General features: G+C 61.0%; 16 protein-coding genes. All 16 read left to right on the plus strand.

Annotated elements, in window-relative coordinates:
* The first annotated feature begins 20 nt into the window (after positions 1-20).
* The 16 genes from def to tpiA all read left to right on the plus strand — a co-directional run bounded on the left by def (position 21) and on the right by tpiA (position 16,043).
* Positions 21-521: a peptide deformylase gene (gene def, locus HMPREF3120_RS06180; protein WP_070423242.1), complete on the plus strand. Its 501-nt coding sequence runs from the start codon at positions 21-23 to the stop codon at positions 519-521.
* Positions 522-523: 2 nt separating this feature from the next.
* On the plus strand, positions 524-1,450 hold the full coding sequence (gene fmt, locus HMPREF3120_RS06185) for a methionyl-tRNA formyltransferase (RefSeq protein ID WP_070423111.1): 927 nt from the start codon (positions 524-526) through the stop codon (positions 1,448-1,450).
* Positions 1,447-2,925 (plus strand): RsmB/NOP family class I SAM-dependent RNA methyltransferase, encoded by a 1,479-nt coding sequence (locus HMPREF3120_RS06190; RefSeq protein WP_070451395.1) that lies wholly within the window; start codon positions 1,447-1,449, stop codon positions 2,923-2,925. Before fmt ends, HMPREF3120_RS06190 begins: the two co-directional genes overlap by 4 nt.
* 9 nt (positions 2,926-2,934) lie before the next feature.
* Positions 2,935-3,597, plus strand: a complete 663-nt coding sequence (gene rpe / locus HMPREF3120_RS06195) for a ribulose-phosphate 3-epimerase (RefSeq protein WP_070423113.1) — start codon at positions 2,935-2,937, stop codon at positions 3,595-3,597.
* Positions 3,594-4,589 carry a bifunctional diaminohydroxyphosphoribosylaminopyrimidine deaminase/5-amino-6-(5-phosphoribosylamino)uracil reductase RibD gene (gene ribD, locus HMPREF3120_RS06200; RefSeq protein ID WP_070451397.1) on the plus strand — a complete coding sequence of 332 codons (996 nt, stop codon included), beginning with the start codon at positions 3,594-3,596 and terminating at the stop codon, positions 4,587-4,589. Before rpe ends, ribD begins: the two co-directional genes overlap by 4 nt.
* 3 nt (positions 4,590-4,592) lie before the next feature.
* Positions 4,593-5,180 (plus strand): riboflavin synthase, encoded by a 588-nt coding sequence (locus HMPREF3120_RS06205; RefSeq protein WP_070451399.1) that lies wholly within the window; start codon positions 4,593-4,595, stop codon positions 5,178-5,180.
* An 11-nt stretch (positions 5,181-5,191) separates the two neighbouring features.
* Positions 5,192-6,496: a bifunctional 3,4-dihydroxy-2-butanone-4-phosphate synthase/GTP cyclohydrolase II gene (locus tag HMPREF3120_RS06210; protein WP_070451594.1), complete on the plus strand. Its 1,305-nt coding sequence runs from the start codon at positions 5,192-5,194 to the stop codon at positions 6,494-6,496.
* Positions 6,497-6,515: 19 nt separating this feature from the next.
* Positions 6,516-7,001: a 6,7-dimethyl-8-ribityllumazine synthase gene (gene ribH / locus HMPREF3120_RS06215; RefSeq protein WP_070451401.1), complete on the plus strand. Its 486-nt coding sequence runs from the start codon at positions 6,516-6,518 to the stop codon at positions 6,999-7,001.
* 72 nt (positions 7,002-7,073) lie between these two features.
* Positions 7,074-7,607: a PH domain-containing protein gene (locus HMPREF3120_RS06220; RefSeq protein WP_224212675.1), complete on the plus strand. Its 534-nt coding sequence runs from the start codon at positions 7,074-7,076 to the stop codon at positions 7,605-7,607.
* 3 nt (positions 7,608-7,610) lie between these two features.
* Complete coding sequence (gene uvrC / locus HMPREF3120_RS06225) at positions 7,611-9,671, plus strand: excinuclease ABC subunit UvrC (RefSeq protein WP_070451404.1); 2,061 nt, start codon at positions 7,611-7,613, stop codon at positions 9,669-9,671.
* A 77-nt stretch (positions 9,672-9,748) separates the two neighbouring features.
* Positions 9,749-10,657: an RNase adapter RapZ gene (rapZ, locus tag HMPREF3120_RS06230; protein ID WP_070451406.1), complete on the plus strand. Its 909-nt coding sequence runs from the start codon at positions 9,749-9,751 to the stop codon at positions 10,655-10,657.
* Entirely contained in the window at positions 10,657-11,637 is a 981-nt protein-coding gene (gene yvcK, locus HMPREF3120_RS06235) for a gluconeogenesis factor YvcK family protein (RefSeq protein ID WP_070451408.1), read from the plus strand. The genes rapZ and yvcK overlap by 1 nt, the downstream gene beginning before the upstream one ends.
* Before the next feature lie 54 nt (positions 11,638-11,691).
* Positions 11,692-12,681, plus strand: coding sequence for a DNA-binding protein WhiA (gene whiA, locus HMPREF3120_RS06240; RefSeq protein ID WP_070451410.1), 990 nt, complete (start codon positions 11,692-11,694; stop codon positions 12,679-12,681).
* Between the two features lie 260 nt (positions 12,682-12,941).
* Positions 12,942-13,952 carry a type I glyceraldehyde-3-phosphate dehydrogenase gene (gap, locus tag HMPREF3120_RS06245; protein WP_070451412.1) on the plus strand — a complete coding sequence of 337 codons (1,011 nt, stop codon included), beginning with the start codon at positions 12,942-12,944 and terminating at the stop codon, positions 13,950-13,952.
* A 93-nt stretch (positions 13,953-14,045) separates the two neighbouring features.
* Positions 14,046-15,257, plus strand: a complete 1,212-nt coding sequence (gene pgk / locus HMPREF3120_RS06250; RefSeq protein ID WP_371441194.1) for a phosphoglycerate kinase — start codon at positions 14,046-14,048, stop codon at positions 15,255-15,257.
* A gap of 12 nt (positions 15,258-15,269) precedes the next feature.
* Positions 15,270-16,043 carry a triose-phosphate isomerase gene (gene tpiA / locus HMPREF3120_RS06255; RefSeq protein WP_070451414.1) on the plus strand — a complete coding sequence of 258 codons (774 nt, stop codon included), beginning with the start codon at positions 15,270-15,272 and terminating at the stop codon, positions 16,041-16,043.
* Positions 16,044-16,067 lie beyond the last annotated feature (24 nt).

Below are 16,067 nucleotides of genomic sequence, written 5' to 3' on the forward strand. Positions count from 1 at the left end.
GGTCAGTACACTTGGCGTTCATGGCCATACGCGACATTCGTCTATTCGGGGATCCGGTGCTCAACACGGCAGCGGAGGAGGTGGATGTGTTCGACGAACGCCTGCACAGGCTCGTGGGTGACATGCTTGAGACGATGGATGCGGCTGGGGGTGTTGGCCTAGCGGCAAACCAGGTCGGTGTCGCACAGCGAGTGTTTGTGTTCGATTGTCAGGGCCTTCGGGGACACATCGTGAACCCGGTGTGGACGCCGTTGGGCGAAGATACCCAAATTGGTGTGGAGGGATGTCTTTCGGTGCCTGATGTTCGCGGGACTGTTGAGCGGCACAACACCGTGGTTGCCCATGGCGCCGACATGTGTGGGCGCCCGCTGACACTACGCGGCAGCGGATTGCTCGCACGCTGCATTCAGCACGAAGCAGACCATCTCGACGGCGTGATGTTTACGGCCCGAATGTCGCCAGCTGACCGCAAAGCGGCACTCGATGCGATTGCCGCGGCGGAGTGGAATAAGGAGAACTAACCGTGAGACTTGTATTTGCAGGCACCCCTGAGCCGGCGGCAGTGGCACTGGAGCGGCTGCTGGCATCGGAACATGAGGTAGTGGCCGTGCTGACGCGACCCGATGCACGCAAAGGCAGGGGGCGCACGTTGCATCCGTCGCCGGTGAAGGCAGTTGCACTCGAGCATGGCATTGAGGTGCTCACACCCGAGAAACTTGACGACGACACCGCGGCCCGACTGCGCGACATCGCCCCAGACGCGATCCCGGTCGTTGCGTACGGCAACCTGATTCCTGCTGGCATGCTCGATATTCCGACGCACGGTTGGGTGAACTTGCACTTCTCGCTGCTGCCGCAGTGGCGCGGTGCTGCGCCGGTACAGGCCGCGATCCGCGAGGGCGATGCCTCCACCGGTGCGACGACGTTCCGGATCAACGAAGGGTTGGACACCGGCGACATTTTGGACACGCTCACAGACACAATTTCCGACGACGACACCGCCGGTGTTCTTCTCGAGCGTTTGGCGTACTCCGGCGCAGACCTGCTCGTTCGCACCATGGATGGTCTTGAATCCGGCACACTGACGCCGAAAGCACAGCCTGAAGAGGGAACCTATGCGCCAAAGATTCTCACTGCAGATGCGCGCGTTGACTGGGCCGCCGATTCCACGGTCATCGATCGGGCAATTCGTGCGCATACTCCAGCGCCTGGTGCATGGACTATGCGAGGCGAGGAGCGATTCAAGCTCGGGCCAGTAACGTCTGTCGATTCAACCGAGCTCGCCCCGGGCCAGGTTGCATTTGGCAAGAACGAGGTGCGAGTGGGAACCGGTACTCGTGACGTCGTGCTCAGCACGATTCAGGCACCCGGCAAGAAAATGATGAACGCAGCTGATTGGGCTCGAGGCTTGGCCAACGATGTCCGGGCGGAAGGGATGACGTTCGAATGAGTGGTGGATTCCGGTCACGCGCAGCAGGGCGCCGTGAACACCAGCCGAAGCGAAACGGGCGAGCAAACACGCGGCAGGCGCCGAGGCGTCGCAAAGAAGCAGCACCTGTGAACGCAACCGCACGCATCGGTGACCCGGCGCGCGAGGCGGCATTTGAGGTGTTGGTACGCGTCGAGCGCGACGCGGCGTTTGCAAACCTCACCCTGCCGACGGTCTTGCGTGAGCGAAAGATCACCGGTCGTGACGCTGCGTTTGCAACCGAGCTGACTTACGGCACGCTGCGCAGCCTTGGTGTTCTTGACGCTGTGATTGCAGACAACGCATCCCGCGGCCTGGACCGAATGGCTGTTGAAGTGCTGACTTCGTTGCGGCTCGGCACCTACCAGTTGCTGTACACGCGAGTGGAGGACCATGCGGCCGTCGACACCTCCGTACGTTTGGTTGAAGCGGCCGGTCAATTCAAGGCCAAGGGCTTTGTCAACGGCGTGTTGCGCTCGATTACGCGGACTCCAGCGGAGGAGTGGCTTCGCAAGCTTGAACCGGAGGACCCGCTTGCTGCGGTGGCGTTCCGCCATGCGCACCCGGTGTGGATCGCGGAATCGATCCGTGCTGCACTGGGCTCGAGAGACGACGAGCTTGAGGCTGCGCTTGAGGCTGATTCAGCCCGCCCGGTCGTACATCTTGTTGCTCGACCAGGCGAGATGAGTGCGGAGGAGTTAGCGCTGGTCACTGGCGGAGAAGAGGGGCGCTACTCACCGTACGCCGTCTACCTCCCTGAAGGTGATCCAGGACAGTTGCAGCCGGTACGCGAGGGGCTCGCCGCAGTCCAGGACGAGGGCTCGCAGGTGATTGCGCGTGCGGTAGTGGACGTGCCGGTCGAAGACGACCAAGGCCGATGGGTCGACTTGTGCGCTGGGCCGGGAGGTAAGGCGGCACTCATGGGGGCGTTGGCTGCTATCGATGGCGCAGTAGTTGATGCCGTCGAAGTGAGTCCGCACCGTGCTGAACTCATTCGGAAAACCGTGCGTGATCTTCCTGTGCGCGTCCATACTGCCGATGGTCGTCGTTCTGGCCTTGAGCCGGGCTACGACCGTGCTCTCGTCGACGCACCCTGTTCCGGTCTCGGAGCGCTTCGCCGCCGCCCAGAGGCGCGTTGGACCAAGCGTGAGGAAGACATCGCGGAACTCAACGTGCTTCAGCGCGAATTGCTCTCGGCTGCAATCGAGCTAGTTAAGTCCGGCGGTATTGTCGTCTACTCCACGTGCTCACCCGATGTGCGAGAAACCAGGGGAATCGTCGACACGATCCTCGCTGATGGCAAGGTCGAGGAGCTCGATGCGAGCCAGTACGCAGCGGGCATGGATGACGTTGGCGACTTGCCAAGCGTCCAGATGTGGCCGCACCGACACGGAACAGACGCTATGTTTTTCGCTGTACTGCGAAAACTCGGACCCGAGCCGACCACCGAAGTTTAAGGACACCTCATGATTTACATCGCACCATCAATTCTTGCCGCTAATTATGCAGCGCTTGGCGACGACGTCCGCAAGGTCCCCAACGCAGACCTGATCCACGTTGACATCATGGACGGCCACTTTGTGCCCAACTTGTCCTTTGGTCCCGACGTGACCAAGGCGGTTGACGGCGTGACGGACCAATTCCTGGATATGCATTTGATGATCGAGGAGCCGGAGCGGTGGTTTGAAACCTACGTCAAGGCCGGCGGCGACCGCCTCGTGTTCCATGTCGAAGCGACCGACGACCATGTAGCTGCTGCGAAGCAGTGCCGCGAACTCGGTGTACAGTCCGGCTTCGCCATCAAGCCAGGGACCGCAATCGAGCCGTACCTCGATGACCTCGAGCATTTTGATCAGGTCATGGTCATGAGTGTCGAGCCAGGATTTGGCGGCCAGAAGTTCATGCCCGAGGTCCTGGGCAAGGTGATGACGCTTCGCGATCGCATTGCGGAAGCGGGCCTGGACACAATCATTGGTATCGACGGTGGCATTGCCAACAGCACTATCGCACAAGCGGCAGCGGCCGGTGTGGACGCATTCGTTGCTGGTTCCGCCGTATTCGGCGCTGATGACCCAGCCCAGGCGGTAGAGCGCCTCCGCGAGTTGGCAACTGAGGCTGCGCAGGCGTGACACGTGATAATCCCGCGTTAGCCAACGCGGTTTCTGCGGCCATAGCGGCGGGTGACGCAGTGCGCGGGACGACCTCGCCGAACCCGCCAGTGGGCTGCGCAATCGTGACCGCATCCGGGGAAGTTATCGCGACTGGCGGGACCTCTCCTGCGGGCGGGCCCCATGCTGAGGTCAACGCCCTGCGTGAAGCGGGACCACGGGCGAAGGGCGCGACAGCCGTTGTCACTTTGGAACCGTGCAACCACACTGGCAGGACAGGTCCGTGCACCCAAGCGTTGGTGGATGCCGGAATTGCTAGGGTGGTGTATCTGACCGCTGATCCGTTTGAGCCTGCATCCGGCGGCGCGGATTGGCTGCGAACACATGGATTGGGTGTGGCCCTACTTCACACCCGTGTGGAGGCACTGCAGCCCTGGCTTCGCTCGGTGCGCAACAACCGCCCGAGTGTGACGCTGAAGTTTGCGTCGACGCTGGACGGGTTTACGGCAGCGGCCGATAAGACGAGCAAGTGGATCACTTGCGACGAAGCCCGCGCCGCTGTGCACGCAGATCGCACGAAACGTGACGCGATTGTCATTGGCACGGGGACCGCGCTTGCTGACACCCCATCGTTGACCGCCCGCCACAGCGATGGCGCTCTGTATGAGCACCAGCCGCGACGTGTGGTCGTCGGTAAGCGGGCTGTTCCCAGCGGCAACCTGACCGAGCTCGGGTTTGAGCAATACGACACTCCACAGGCCGCGCTGACAGCGCTGTGGGATAGCGGCGCGAGAGATGTGCTTGTAGAAGGCGGGGCAACATTGGCGGCGAGTTTCCTGGAACTCGACCTGGTAGACGCGGTGCAGGCCTACATTGCCCCTGCACTGCTGGGGGCCGGACGGGGAGTGCTCGACCGCGAAATCGCGGGAACGATTGGCGACGCTAAACGTTTCCGCACCACTGATGTGCGCCGGATCGGCAACGATGTGCTTATAGAAATGGAGAAGGACTGAACTGTGTTTACGGGACTCGTTGAGGAGATTGGTGTCGTCGACACGCTTGAGCAGCTCGAGGATGCCGTCCGGATCGCGGTACGTGCGCCGAAGGTCACCGAGGATGCATCACCGGGGGACTCCATCGCGGTCGACGGCGTGTGTCTGACGGTGGTTGACAACGTTGCTGGCGTATTCACCGCTGACGTGATGCGCGAAACGCTGGATCGCTCGCGTCTCGGCACCTATAGCGAGGGGAGCAAGGTCAACCTAGAGCGCGCATTGGCTGCTGGCCAGCGCATGGGCGGACATATCGTGCAGGGCCACGTCGATGGTGTCGCGGAAGTAGTCTCTCGTACGCCGTCCCAGCACTGGGAGGTAGTGCGCTTCACTCTGCCCGCGAATCTTGGTCGGTATGTGGTGGAGAAAGGATCCATTACGGTCAACGGAACGTCGCTGACGGTTTCCGCGGTTGGAGACGACTTTTTCGAGGTGTCGCTGATTCCCACCACGCTGCGCGATACCACCGCTGGTGACCTTTCAGTCGGCGATCCGGTGAACCTCGAGGTGGATATCGTGGCCAAGTACGTTGAGAAAATGGTGCAGGGCTAGGGTTGAACGGTATGACAGCATCCGCCGGTAGCGCCGGTAATCACACCACCGAATTGGACACTGTGGAGGAGGCGATTGCCGCCATCCGCGAGGGCAAAGCAGTCGTCGTCGTGGACAGTGAGGATCGCGAAAACGAGGGCGATCTCATCTTCGCCGCACAAGACGCCACGCCGGAGTTGGTGGCGTTTATGGTGAGGTACACCTCTGGCTACATTTGCGTGTCCATGTCGGACGAACGGGCCACGGCCCTCGATCTGCCCCCGATGGTTGCGCAAAACCAGGACCTGCACGGGACTGCCTACGCCGTGACCGTTGATGCAGCAACCGGCACCACCGGTATTTCCGCACGTTCGCGCGCCACGACGATCGCATTGCTTGCCGACGATTCCGCGACCCCAGAGTCGTTTACGAGGCCCGGACACGTTGTGCCCCTGCGGGCGCGTGACGGGGGAGTGCTTGTCCGGGACGGACACACGGAGGCAGCGGTAGACCTTGCAACGCTTGCGGGTAAGGCCCCCGTCGGCGCACTGTGCGAGATCGTTTCTGAAGATGACCCTGCAGACATGGCTCGATTCGACGAGCTCCGCAGGTTCGCGAATACGCACGGGCTTCCGATGATTTCGATCGAGCAGCTCGCTGCGTACCGTCGCCAGCATGAACGATTTGTCGAACGCAGCACTGCTACTCGTTTACCAACGGAGTTCGGTGAATTCACTGCGGTTGGCTACCTGGATACGTTGACTGAGACCGAGCATGTTGCGCTGATCGCGGGGGAACTTGATGCACTGCGCGACGCCGAGGACGTTCTCGTCCGTGTGCATTCGGAATGTCTCACCGGCGATGTGTTTGGCTCCCGACGTTGTGACTGTGGTCCGCAGCTTCAGGAATCAATGCGCCGCATTCAGCAGGAAGGCCGCGGCGTTATCGTCTACTTGCGTGGACATGAGGGACGCGGAATCGGGTTACTCGCCAAGCTGCGCGCCTACCGTTTACAGGACGACGGACTCGACACCGTTGATGCAAACCTTGAACAAGGCCTGCCAGTCGACGCACGCGACTATTCCGCAGCAAGCGACATCCTTGCAGACCTGGGTATCGGTTCGGTCGATCTGATGACCAACAATCCCCAAAAAGTCGATGCCTTTGCCGGTCTGATCCCCAAGGTTGCTCACCGCAGTAGGATCGAAGTGGTTCCTAACCACGACAACATCGCCTATTTGCGGACGAAGCGCGACAGGATGGGACACGACCTGCCCGGCATTCTCGGTTGGGCTGAAGAACACAACACACAACACCCACAACACCACACCAACTAGGTATCAAGGAGACCCACCAGTGGCAGCTACTGGAGCACCCGAGGACTATTCCCTGCAAGCGGAGGGGCTTACCGTCGCCGTCGTTTACACCCGCTGGAATGAAAAGATCGTCGAGATGCTGCGCGCTGGCGCACGAGATGAGGCCCGAGAACTGGGCGTTAAAGTCGATGAATATGCGGTAGCAGGCGCGTTGGAGTTGCCAGTTGTGGTGCAGGCATGCGCAAAGCGCTACGACGCGGTAGTGACCCTCGGCTGCGTCATCCGTGGCGAAACTGCCCACTTTGATTACGTTTGCGACTCTGTCACCGCTGGCCTCACCCGTATTGCATTGGATGAGGAAACGCCGGTAGGCAACGGCGTGCTCACGGTTGAAGAAGAAGACCAGGCTTACGAGCGTGCCGGTGGGGAAGACGCGAAAGAAGACAAAGGCGCCGAAGCGATGCGTGCGGCCGCTGGGGCCTTAGTTGAACTGCAGAAAGTTCGCGCTTTGCCGCTAAAGGGTTAAAGTAGCCGGAGCTAGCGCGGCACGGAGTCGTCGAGAAGCAAGAGCGTTTTCAAGTTGACAAGGAGTGCGGAAGTGACTGATCAACCAGCAGGCACACACATAACGAACGAGCAGGAAGCTGCTTACCTGACTGCGCTTGATCCGCACGCCAACACCTCGACGAAGCCGTGGGAGCTTGAGATTTCGTCGAGGTACCTGCGAACCGTGGCGATCGGCTGGATCATCCTTGTCATGGCCGTGCATTTCTTCATGGCGTGGGCCGTGGACGCGCAATTCTCGGGCATCGCGATTACCAGCGTGGATAAGTTCGCGTTCGTTGGCGTTGGCCTGATTATTTCGGTCCTGTCCTGGATCGCACTGACTCGCCCTCGGGTGCGCGTCAACGAAGACGGTGTCCAGGTAGCCAACATCATCGGCACCCGTTTCTACCCCTGGACCGTCATTTACGGTTTGAGCTTTCCCAAGGGCTCCCGCATGGCGCGACTCGAACTTCCGGAATTCGAGTACGTCACCCTGTGGGCGATCCAATCAGGCGATAAAGAGCGCGCGATTCAGGCTGTCGAGCAATTCCGCAAGCTCGAAGCCAAATACATGCCTAAGGATTAACCCTTGGCTGACCCCCAGTCTTACCGCCCAGCGCCCGGAACGATCCCAACCGATCCGGGCGTGTATAAGTTCCGGGACCGCGACGGGCGTGTCATCTACGTTGGCAAAGCCAAAAATCTTCGTGCGCGCCTGAGCAACTACTTTCAGCCACCGGAGACTCTGCACCCGCGGACCCGGCAGATGGTCTACACCGGCGCTTCAGTCGAATGGACCGTTGTCGCATCCGAGGTAGAGGCGCTCCAGCTCGAATACACATGGATCAAGCGCTTCGACCCATGGTTTAACGTCATGTACCGCGACGACAAGACGTACCCAATGCTTGCCGTCAGCGTGCGCGAACGCTACCCGCGCGCGTTCTTCTACCGTGGCCCCAAACGTAAGGGCGTGCGCTATTTCGGCCCGTACTCGCACGCGTGGGCGGTGCGCGAGACCCTCGATCTGCTCACGCGCGTGTTCCCGATTCGGACGTGTTCCAACGGTGTGTTTAACCGTCACGAATCCCTTGGACGCCCTTGCTTGCTTGGGTACATCGACAAGTGTGCGGCACCCTGCGTCGGTCGTGTCGACGAAGCCGAGTACGACGAGATCGTCCAAGGCTTCCTTGGCTTCATGGCAGGTCGCTCCGAGAAGCTTGTCCGTGGCATCACCGCACAGATGGAGGAGGCCGCGGAAAACCTCGAGTTTGAAAAGGCGGCGCGGCTTCGCGACGACCTCGGCGCCGTCGAAAAGGTAATGGAGCGCCAGACGGTCGTCCTCAGCCAAGACACCGATGCGGACATCATCGCCTTTGATACCGACGAGCTTGAAGCGGCGGTGCAGATTTTCAACGTCCGTGATGGGCGCATCCGCGCACAGCGGGGCTGGGTCGTGGAAAAAACGGGCGATGAGCCCGGAGCCGCAGAACGTCTGGAGGAAGGCCAGACCGACCCAACGTTGCCAACGTTGATGCAGAACTTCCTGGTCCAGTACTACTCGGATGCGGTCGAGCGAGTGAAGCAGGAGCGTGAAGAGGATCGCAAGATCGAAGCGCAGAAGGTTCGTCGCCGAGGCGTAGATCAGGAGTCACGTGCACAGGCGGCGGCACCGATGCCGGTGCCGCGTGAGATTCTCGTCGAGACGCTGCCCGCGGAACTGCCGGAAGTGACCCAACTTCTCGAAGAACTACGTGGCGGGCCTGTGGACCTTCGCGTGCCGCAGCGCGGTGATAAACGTGCACTGATGGAAACAGTGCACAAAAACGCCGCCGAAGCGCTCCACCAGCACAAGTTGAAGCGGGTCGGTGACCTGACCGCACGATCGCAGGCCCTGCAAGATATCCAGGACGCGCTCGGGATGGACGAAGCGCCGCTGCGTATTGAATGCACCGATATTTCCCACATCCAAGGCACCGACGTTGTAGCCTCCCTCGTGGTGTTCGAGGACGGTTTGCCCAAAAAGAACGACTACCGTCGATACCGCATCAAGGAAGCAGCCGGCGATGGTCGATCCGACGACGTCGGGTCCATCGCCGAGGTCACACGCCGGCGCTTCAAGCGCTACAACGAGGACAAACTCGCCAACCCTGATGAGGTCGCTGAGGCGCAGACCTTCGAGGACGAGGCCGACGAATCGACCGGTGCGAAACGCTTCGCTTACCCTCCTCAGTTGTTCATCGTCGACGGTGGCAAACCCCAGGTTAATGCCGCACAGGCTGTGTTCGACGACCTCGGCATCGTCGATGTACAACTCATCGGATTGGCCAAACGCCTCGAGGAAGTGTGGGTGCCGGACGACGACGAGCCGGTGATCCTGCCGCGAAACTCCGAAGGCATGTATCTGCTCCAGCAGGTGCGTGATGAGGCCCACCGGTTCGCCATCACCTACCACCGCCAGCAACGCTCGAAGCGCATGCGAGCGTCCGCCCTCGACGCAGTCCCGGGACTAGGCCCCGCGCGGAGAACCGATTTGGTGAAGCACTTTGGCTCGGTGAAGAAGATCAAAGAGGCTTCTATCGAGGAGATCCAGGAGGTTAAAGGCGTCGGTCCGAAACTCGCTGCGACGATCTACGAGCACCTTCATACGTAGCTGGTTGTGAGGCTGGTTGTGAGGCAGCTTTTGCGGAACCGCGACGCGGCTCGCTGCGCTTCGTTAGGATGAGCGCCATGTCCACAGCTTCTGCTCAAGCATTGCCACACGATTTGCGTTCCGCCAGTTGGCGTCCGGTGATCATCACCGGCTTGTCCGGTGGCGGATTGTCCACTGCAGCGAAAGTATTCGAGGACAAAGGTTTCTTCGTTTCTCAGAATCTGCCACCCCAGTTAATTCTGGAGCTTGTGGACCTTGCAGCAGCGGACGATTCCCCAGTGGAACGGCTGGCGGTCGTGTCGGACGTGCGCGCAGACCGGTTCAACGGTTCATTGGCCGACACCCTTGAGGGGCTCCGTCGACGTGGTTACTCACCGTTCGTGCTGTTTCTTGAGGCGCGTGACGATGTGCTGATCCGCCGATTCGACTCCGTGCGGCGCACGCACCCGCTGCAGGGCGATGGTACCTTGCAGGACGGCATCGATCGCGAACGCGAGGAAATGGAAGGCATCCGTTCGGCCGCAGATGTCATCATCGACACGTCCAATTTGTCTGTGCACGACCTACGCCGCGCTGTTGAGGCATCGGTCGGCGAGCTGCCGGTGGAGCGTCAACACGTCACTATTGAGTCTTTCGGATTCAAGCATGGTTCGCCACGTGACGCTGATCTAATCATTGATATGCGATTCCTACCCAACCCATACTGGGTTGAGGAGCTGCGCGACTTCCGCGGTATCGACGCACCTGTAGCAGACTATGTCCTGTCGCAGGATGGTGCGAAGGAATACGTGGATCATTTCGTTGATCTGTTGTCGAGCACGTTGAAGGGCTACCGCCACGAAGGTAAGGACTTCATCACTGTGGGCGTTGGCTGCACAGGTGGGCACCACCGCTCGGTTGCGGTCGCAGAAGCGATCGGGAGGCGACTGCGACAGCAGGGCCAAGTTGATGTCAATGTCATCCACCGTGATTTGGAGAAGCACTAATGCGCGCGACTGATCCCGCGGCGATGACGTACACATGCCTCGGGGGAGGGCATGGGCTCTACCAGACGCTCACGGCCGCGCGCGTTGCCGGCGCAGCTCGTATTAACGCTGTGGTGACAGTTGCCGATGACGGCGGCTCGTCGGGCCGCCTGCGTCGCGAGATGGAGATTGTTCCTCCGGGAGATCTCCGCATGGCGCTGGCAGCGCTTACCGACGACAGCGGGGACGGCGCAATGTGGCGCGACACGCTCCAGCACCGCTTCGGTGGGCATGGCGCAATGGCTGGACACGCCTTGGGAAACTTGATCATCGCCGGACTTGCGGAGCGCCTTGGTGACACACAAGCGGCGCTGGACCAGGTTGGCAAATGGACCGGCTCCCAGGGACGAGTCATTCCAGTGAGCCCACAACCCCTCGACATTGAAGCTGATGTTGCAGGGCTTGACGACGACCCACGGGTGCTGCGCTCTGTACACGGCCAAGTCGCCGTTGCGACGACACCGGGCACTGTGCGCCGTGTGCGGCTGACTCCGTCCGAACCGCCAGCGAGCCGGGACGCCATCCAGGCGATTATGGACGCGGATCTGGTCACCATTGGGCCTGGTTCGTGGTTTTCCTCTGTGATCCCGCACCTGTTGGTGCCTCAAGTGCGCGATGCGCTGAACGAGACCGAAGCGAAGGTGGTTGTGGTACTCAACCTCTCCCCAGAAGCAGGGGAGACCCATGGGTTTACCACCGAGCGTCATATCCATGTCTTTGCGCAACACGCCCCCAACCTGCGGGTTGATTGCTTCCTGGCGGACAGTGACATGGTGACTACGCACGGTGAACGTGAAAACGTCCGCCGTGCGGCGGAACGGCTCGGCGCGGACGTCGAGTACCGCTCCTTACGCGTCGAAGGCGACGATGGTGTGAAGCGCAACCTTCATGATCCGTTGAAGCTTGCCGCGGCGCTCAAGGACCTCTCGACGAGCAGCTAACAGCTGCAAGCTAGACTGCTCCGGGTTGAAGGGGGCGATGAAAGGACGGAAACATTGGCGCTTACGGGCAAGGTGAAAGAAGAGCTACTCGCCGTTTCTTGTGGTACCACCGAGGCTCGGGCGGCGGAAGCCACCGCGCTTATTCGTTTCGCCGGCTCGATCCAGCCTTCCGATAACGGTCTGGCCATCGTCGCAGAATTCGGCGAGAAGCCGGTGGCGGTGAGGCTCGCGGAATCCATTCAAGAACTCTGCGCAGTCCAGCCTGCCATCGAGACCGTACCCCCTGTCCAAGGCAGTAAAGACACCACGTATGTCGTTCGGGTGGAACGTGACGTGGCTGATGTCATCCGCCGGCTGAGGCTTGTGACAGCGTCTGGTCACCCGGTGGTTGGTATGCCGCGACAGGTGATTTCAGGATCAATGGCCGGCGTTGAGGCAGCTTGGCGTGGCGCGTTTCTCGCGCGAGGAAAGCTGATGGAGCCTGGCCGTACCGCGACCCTTGAAGTGGCGTGCCCGGGCCAGGAAGCTGCGCTCGCACTCGTTGGGTTGGCCCGTCGTCTGTCGGTGACCGCGAAGACCCGTGAAACCCGAGGTGTGGAGCGAGTGACTATCCGCGACGGCGAGACCATCGGAATCCTGCTGAGTCGTATGGGGGCACCACTGACCCGCCTGGAGTGGGACCGCAAGCGCGCGGCGAAGGCTGTGACAGCGAAGGTAAACAACCGCTTGGCTACCTTCGATGACGCCAATACGCGCCGTTCGGCGCAGGCTGCAGCAGCTGCTGCAGCACGGGTGGAGCGTGCGATGGACATTCTTGGCGACGATGTTCCTGAGCACCTTGCGGAAGCGGGCTACCTCCGCGTGGAACACCGCCATGCTTCACTCGAGGAACTTGGTCGTTTGGCTGACCCGCAGATGACCAAGGACGCCGTTGCAGGACGTATTCGACGACTGCTGTCGCTCGCTGATCGTCGAGCAGCCGAGATGGGGGTCCCGGACACACACGGAGTGGAAACGGCTCCGAATCCTGTGAATTCAGATTAACGCCCAGAACGTGTTCGGAATCACAGTTTCCTCTGGGGTACATGAGATGCCCTGAGCGGGCGGTATTTTCCCCAGGGGGAGTGGGGGTGCTGAGGTGTCGTGGTGTGGGAAACCACATTCAGAATCGGCACGGCGGGGGAATGCTCCCCCTGGTTGCGGGGAGGGGGCCTTGGGGCGAATTTGCGCCCTGCAGGCTGTGAGAGGCGCAGATACACTGGCTTGCGTACGAGGTTTTCTACAACCATCGAGGAGAAAATACAGTGACTACGCGCATTGGCATTAACGGTTTCGGTCGTATCGGACGTTCCGCGCTCCGCATCATCGAGGACGAGTACAAGGGCGAGCTCGAAGTCGTCAAGATCAATGACTTGACGAACAATGAGACTCTCGCACACTTGCTGAAGTACGACACGGCCTACGGCCAGTTCAAGCACGACATCGAGTACGACGACCACTCGATCTCTATCGATGGCCGCCGTATTGAGGTCTCCGCTGAGAAGGACCCGGCAAACCTCGCCTGGGGTGACCTGGATGTTGACATTGTGCTGGAGTGCACCGGCGTATTCCGCAAGGGGCCGGAGGCTCAGGCGCACATCGATGCCGGCGCGAAGAAGGTCATCATCTCCGCACCGGGCAAGGAAGTTGACGGCACCTACGTGTGGGGCGTGAACCACGCCGACTACACGGGCAAGGAGAACATCATCTCCGCGGCATCGTGCACCACGAACTCGCTCGCGCCGGTTGCGAAGGTCCTCGACGAGGCGTTCGGTATCGAGCGTGGCCTGATGACCACCATCCACGCTTACACAGGTGACCAGCGCATCCAGGATGCTCCGCACAAGGACCTGCGTCGCGCCCGCGCGGCAGCGCAGAACATCGTTCCGACGACCACCGGTGCAGCTAAGGCTGTGGCGCTCGTGCTCCCGAGCCTTGAGGGCAAGCTCGATGGCTTCGCAATGCGTGTGCCGACCATCACCGGTTCCGCCACCGACCTCACCGTGACCCTGGGCAAGGATGTCACTGTCGAGGAGGTCAATGCGGCAGTGAAGAAGGCTGTGGAGGACAGCGAGTTCGGCCAGGCGCTGAAGTACACCGAGGACCCGATTGTCTCTTCCGACATCATCGGTGACCCGCACGGCGCTATCTTCGACGCTGGCATGACTCGCGTCATCGACGGCAACCTAGTCAAGATCATCTCGTGGTACGACAACGAGTGGTCTTACACCGCCCAGTACATCCGTCTGACCAAGCTGGTTGCGGACAAGCTCTAAGTTATGGCACCCCCGGGTCCGTGGCGCTTCCAGCGCGGCGGACCCGTTTTTCATACGATGGGATGCGTTCACCGAACTAAAAGGAGAGACCCCTTGACTAAGAACTTGCAGCAGCTTCTCGACGAAGGCGTCGACGGCCGCCACGTCCTCGTTCGTTCCGACTTCAACGTTCCGCTCGACGAGAACGGCAACATCACCGATGCCGGTCGCATTGACGCGTCGCTGCCTACGCTGAAGGCGCTTCTCGACGGCGGCGCGAAGGTCATCGTTATGGCACACCTCGGCCGCCCGAAGGGCGAGGTGAACCCGAAGTTTTCTCTCGCACCGGTTGCAGAGGCACTGTCGGAACGTCTCGGGCAGTTTGTCCCGCTGGCAGGCGACGTCAGTGGCGAGGACGCCCACGAGCGTGCCAACGGCCTGACCGAGGGCGAGATTCTGCTCCTGGAGAACGTCCGTTTCGATCCGCGCGAGACTTCAAAGGACGAGGCGGAGCGCGCGGAGTTCGCAGCTGAGCTCGCTGCGTTGGCGGCTGACAACGGCGCGTTCGTCTCTGACGGTTTCGGCGTTGTGCACCGTGCCCAGGCGTCTGTGTACGACGTTGCGAAGAAGCTGCCGGCGTACGCCGGCTTCCTCGTCGATAAGGAAGTAGAGATCCTGTCTGCGGTCAAGGACAAGCCAGAGAACCCCTACATTGTGGTGCTCGGTGGCTCGAAGGTGTCCGACAAGCTCGGTGTGATCGAGGCGCTTGCAGAGAAGGCAGACAAGATCATCATCGGTGGTGGCATGTGCTTCACCTTCCTTGCGGCCCAGGGCCACAACGTGCAGAAGTCGCTGCTGCAGGACGACATGATCGATACCTGCAAGGAGCTCATCGCACGTTTCGGCGAGAAGCTGCTTCTGCCGGTTGATGTCGCTGCGGGTGCTGGCTTTGACAAGGACACCGAGAAGAATGTCGTCGGTCTGGATGAGATTCCGGAGGGCTGGATGGGCCTGGATATCGGACCGGAGACCGCAAAGAACTACGCCGAGGCAATCAAGGGCTCCAAGACGGTGTTCTGGAACGGCCCCATGGGTGTGTTTGAGTTCCCGAACTTCGCCGACGGCACCAAGGCAGTGGCTGAGGCAATGATCGCAGCGACCAAGGACAACGGTTCCTTCACGGTTGTCGGCGGCGGCGACTCGGCGGCATCCGTGCGCACTCTGGGCCTCGACGAAGAGGGATTCTCCCACATTTCGACCGGCGGCGGCGCTTCCCTTGAATTGATTGAGGGTAAGGACCTGCCTGGCGTTTCTGTTCTGCAGTAAGGAGGTCTATCCATGGCACGTACACCACTCATCGCGGGCAACTGGAAGATGAACCACGATCACCTTGAGGCGATCCAGAGCGCGCAGAAGCTTGTCTTCGCGTTCCCGAAGGATGGTTACGAGGTAGTCGATATCGCCCTGACCGTCCCGTTCACAGACCTTCGTTCAATCCAGACGTTGGTGGAAGGCGACAAGCTCCAGATCACCTACGGCGCGCAGGACGTGTCTGAGCACGACAACGGCGCGTACACCGGCGACATTTCTGCCGCGATGCTGGAGAAGCTGGGCTGCACCTGGGTGGTCGTCGGCCACTCGGAGCGTCGCGAGTACCACGGCGAAACCAATGAGCAGGTCGCTGCCAAGGCGAAGAAGGCCCTTGAACACGGCATCACGCCAATCGTCTGCGTCGGCGAGCCACTCGAGGTCCGCGAGGCGGGCGACCACCTCGACTTCGTGGTCAAGCAAACGCGTGAGTCGTTAGCTGGTGTGGATGCGTCCAAGGTCGTCATCGCCTACGAGCCCGTCTGGGCAATCGGTACTGGCAAGGTAGCCTCCGCCGCAGACGCCCAAGAGGTCTGCCACGGCATCCGTGAACTTGTCCGTAAGCTTGCGGGCGACGACGCAGCCGAGCAGGTCCGCATCCTCTACGGCGGTTCGGTGAAAACGGACACCGTCGCAGAGATCGTGGGCCAGCCCGACGTCGACGGTGGACTCGTCGGCGGCGCCTCCCTGGATGGCCAGGAGTTTGCGAAGCTTGCCGCCGCTGCCGCGAACGCGTCGATGTAAGTTCCCACCAGAAAGTGGTGTAGG

Origin of the sequence: Corynebacterium sp. HMSC11D10 (assembly GCF_001806995.1) — a bacterium.
GTDB classification, from domain to species: Bacteria; Actinomycetota; Actinomycetes; order Mycobacteriales; family Mycobacteriaceae; genus Corynebacterium; species Corynebacterium coyleae.

Bases quoted from the DNA above. Each gene is read 5' to 3' on its own strand.
- def (WP_070423242.1), top strand. From the start codon at position 21: ATGGCCATACGCGACATTCGTCTATTCGGGGATCCGGTGCTCAACACG.
- HMPREF3120_RS06190 (WP_070451395.1), top strand. From the start codon at position 1,447: ATGAGTGGTGGATTCCGGTCACGCGCAGCAGGGCGCCGTGAACACCAG.
- rpe (WP_070423113.1), top strand. From the start codon at position 2,935: ATGATTTACATCGCACCATCAATTCTTGCCGCTAATTATGCAGCGCTT.
- HMPREF3120_RS06210 (WP_070451594.1), top strand. From the start codon at position 5,192: ATGACAGCATCCGCCGGTAGCGCCGGTAATCACACCACCGAATTGGAC.
- rapZ (WP_070451406.1), top strand. From the start codon at position 9,749: ATGTCCACAGCTTCTGCTCAAGCATTGCCACACGATTTGCGTTCCGCC.
- yvcK (WP_070451408.1), top strand. From the start codon at position 10,657: ATGCGCGCGACTGATCCCGCGGCGATGACGTACACATGCCTCGGGGGA.
- tpiA (WP_070451414.1), top strand. From the start codon at position 15,270: ATGGCACGTACACCACTCATCGCGGGCAACTGGAAGATGAACCACGAT.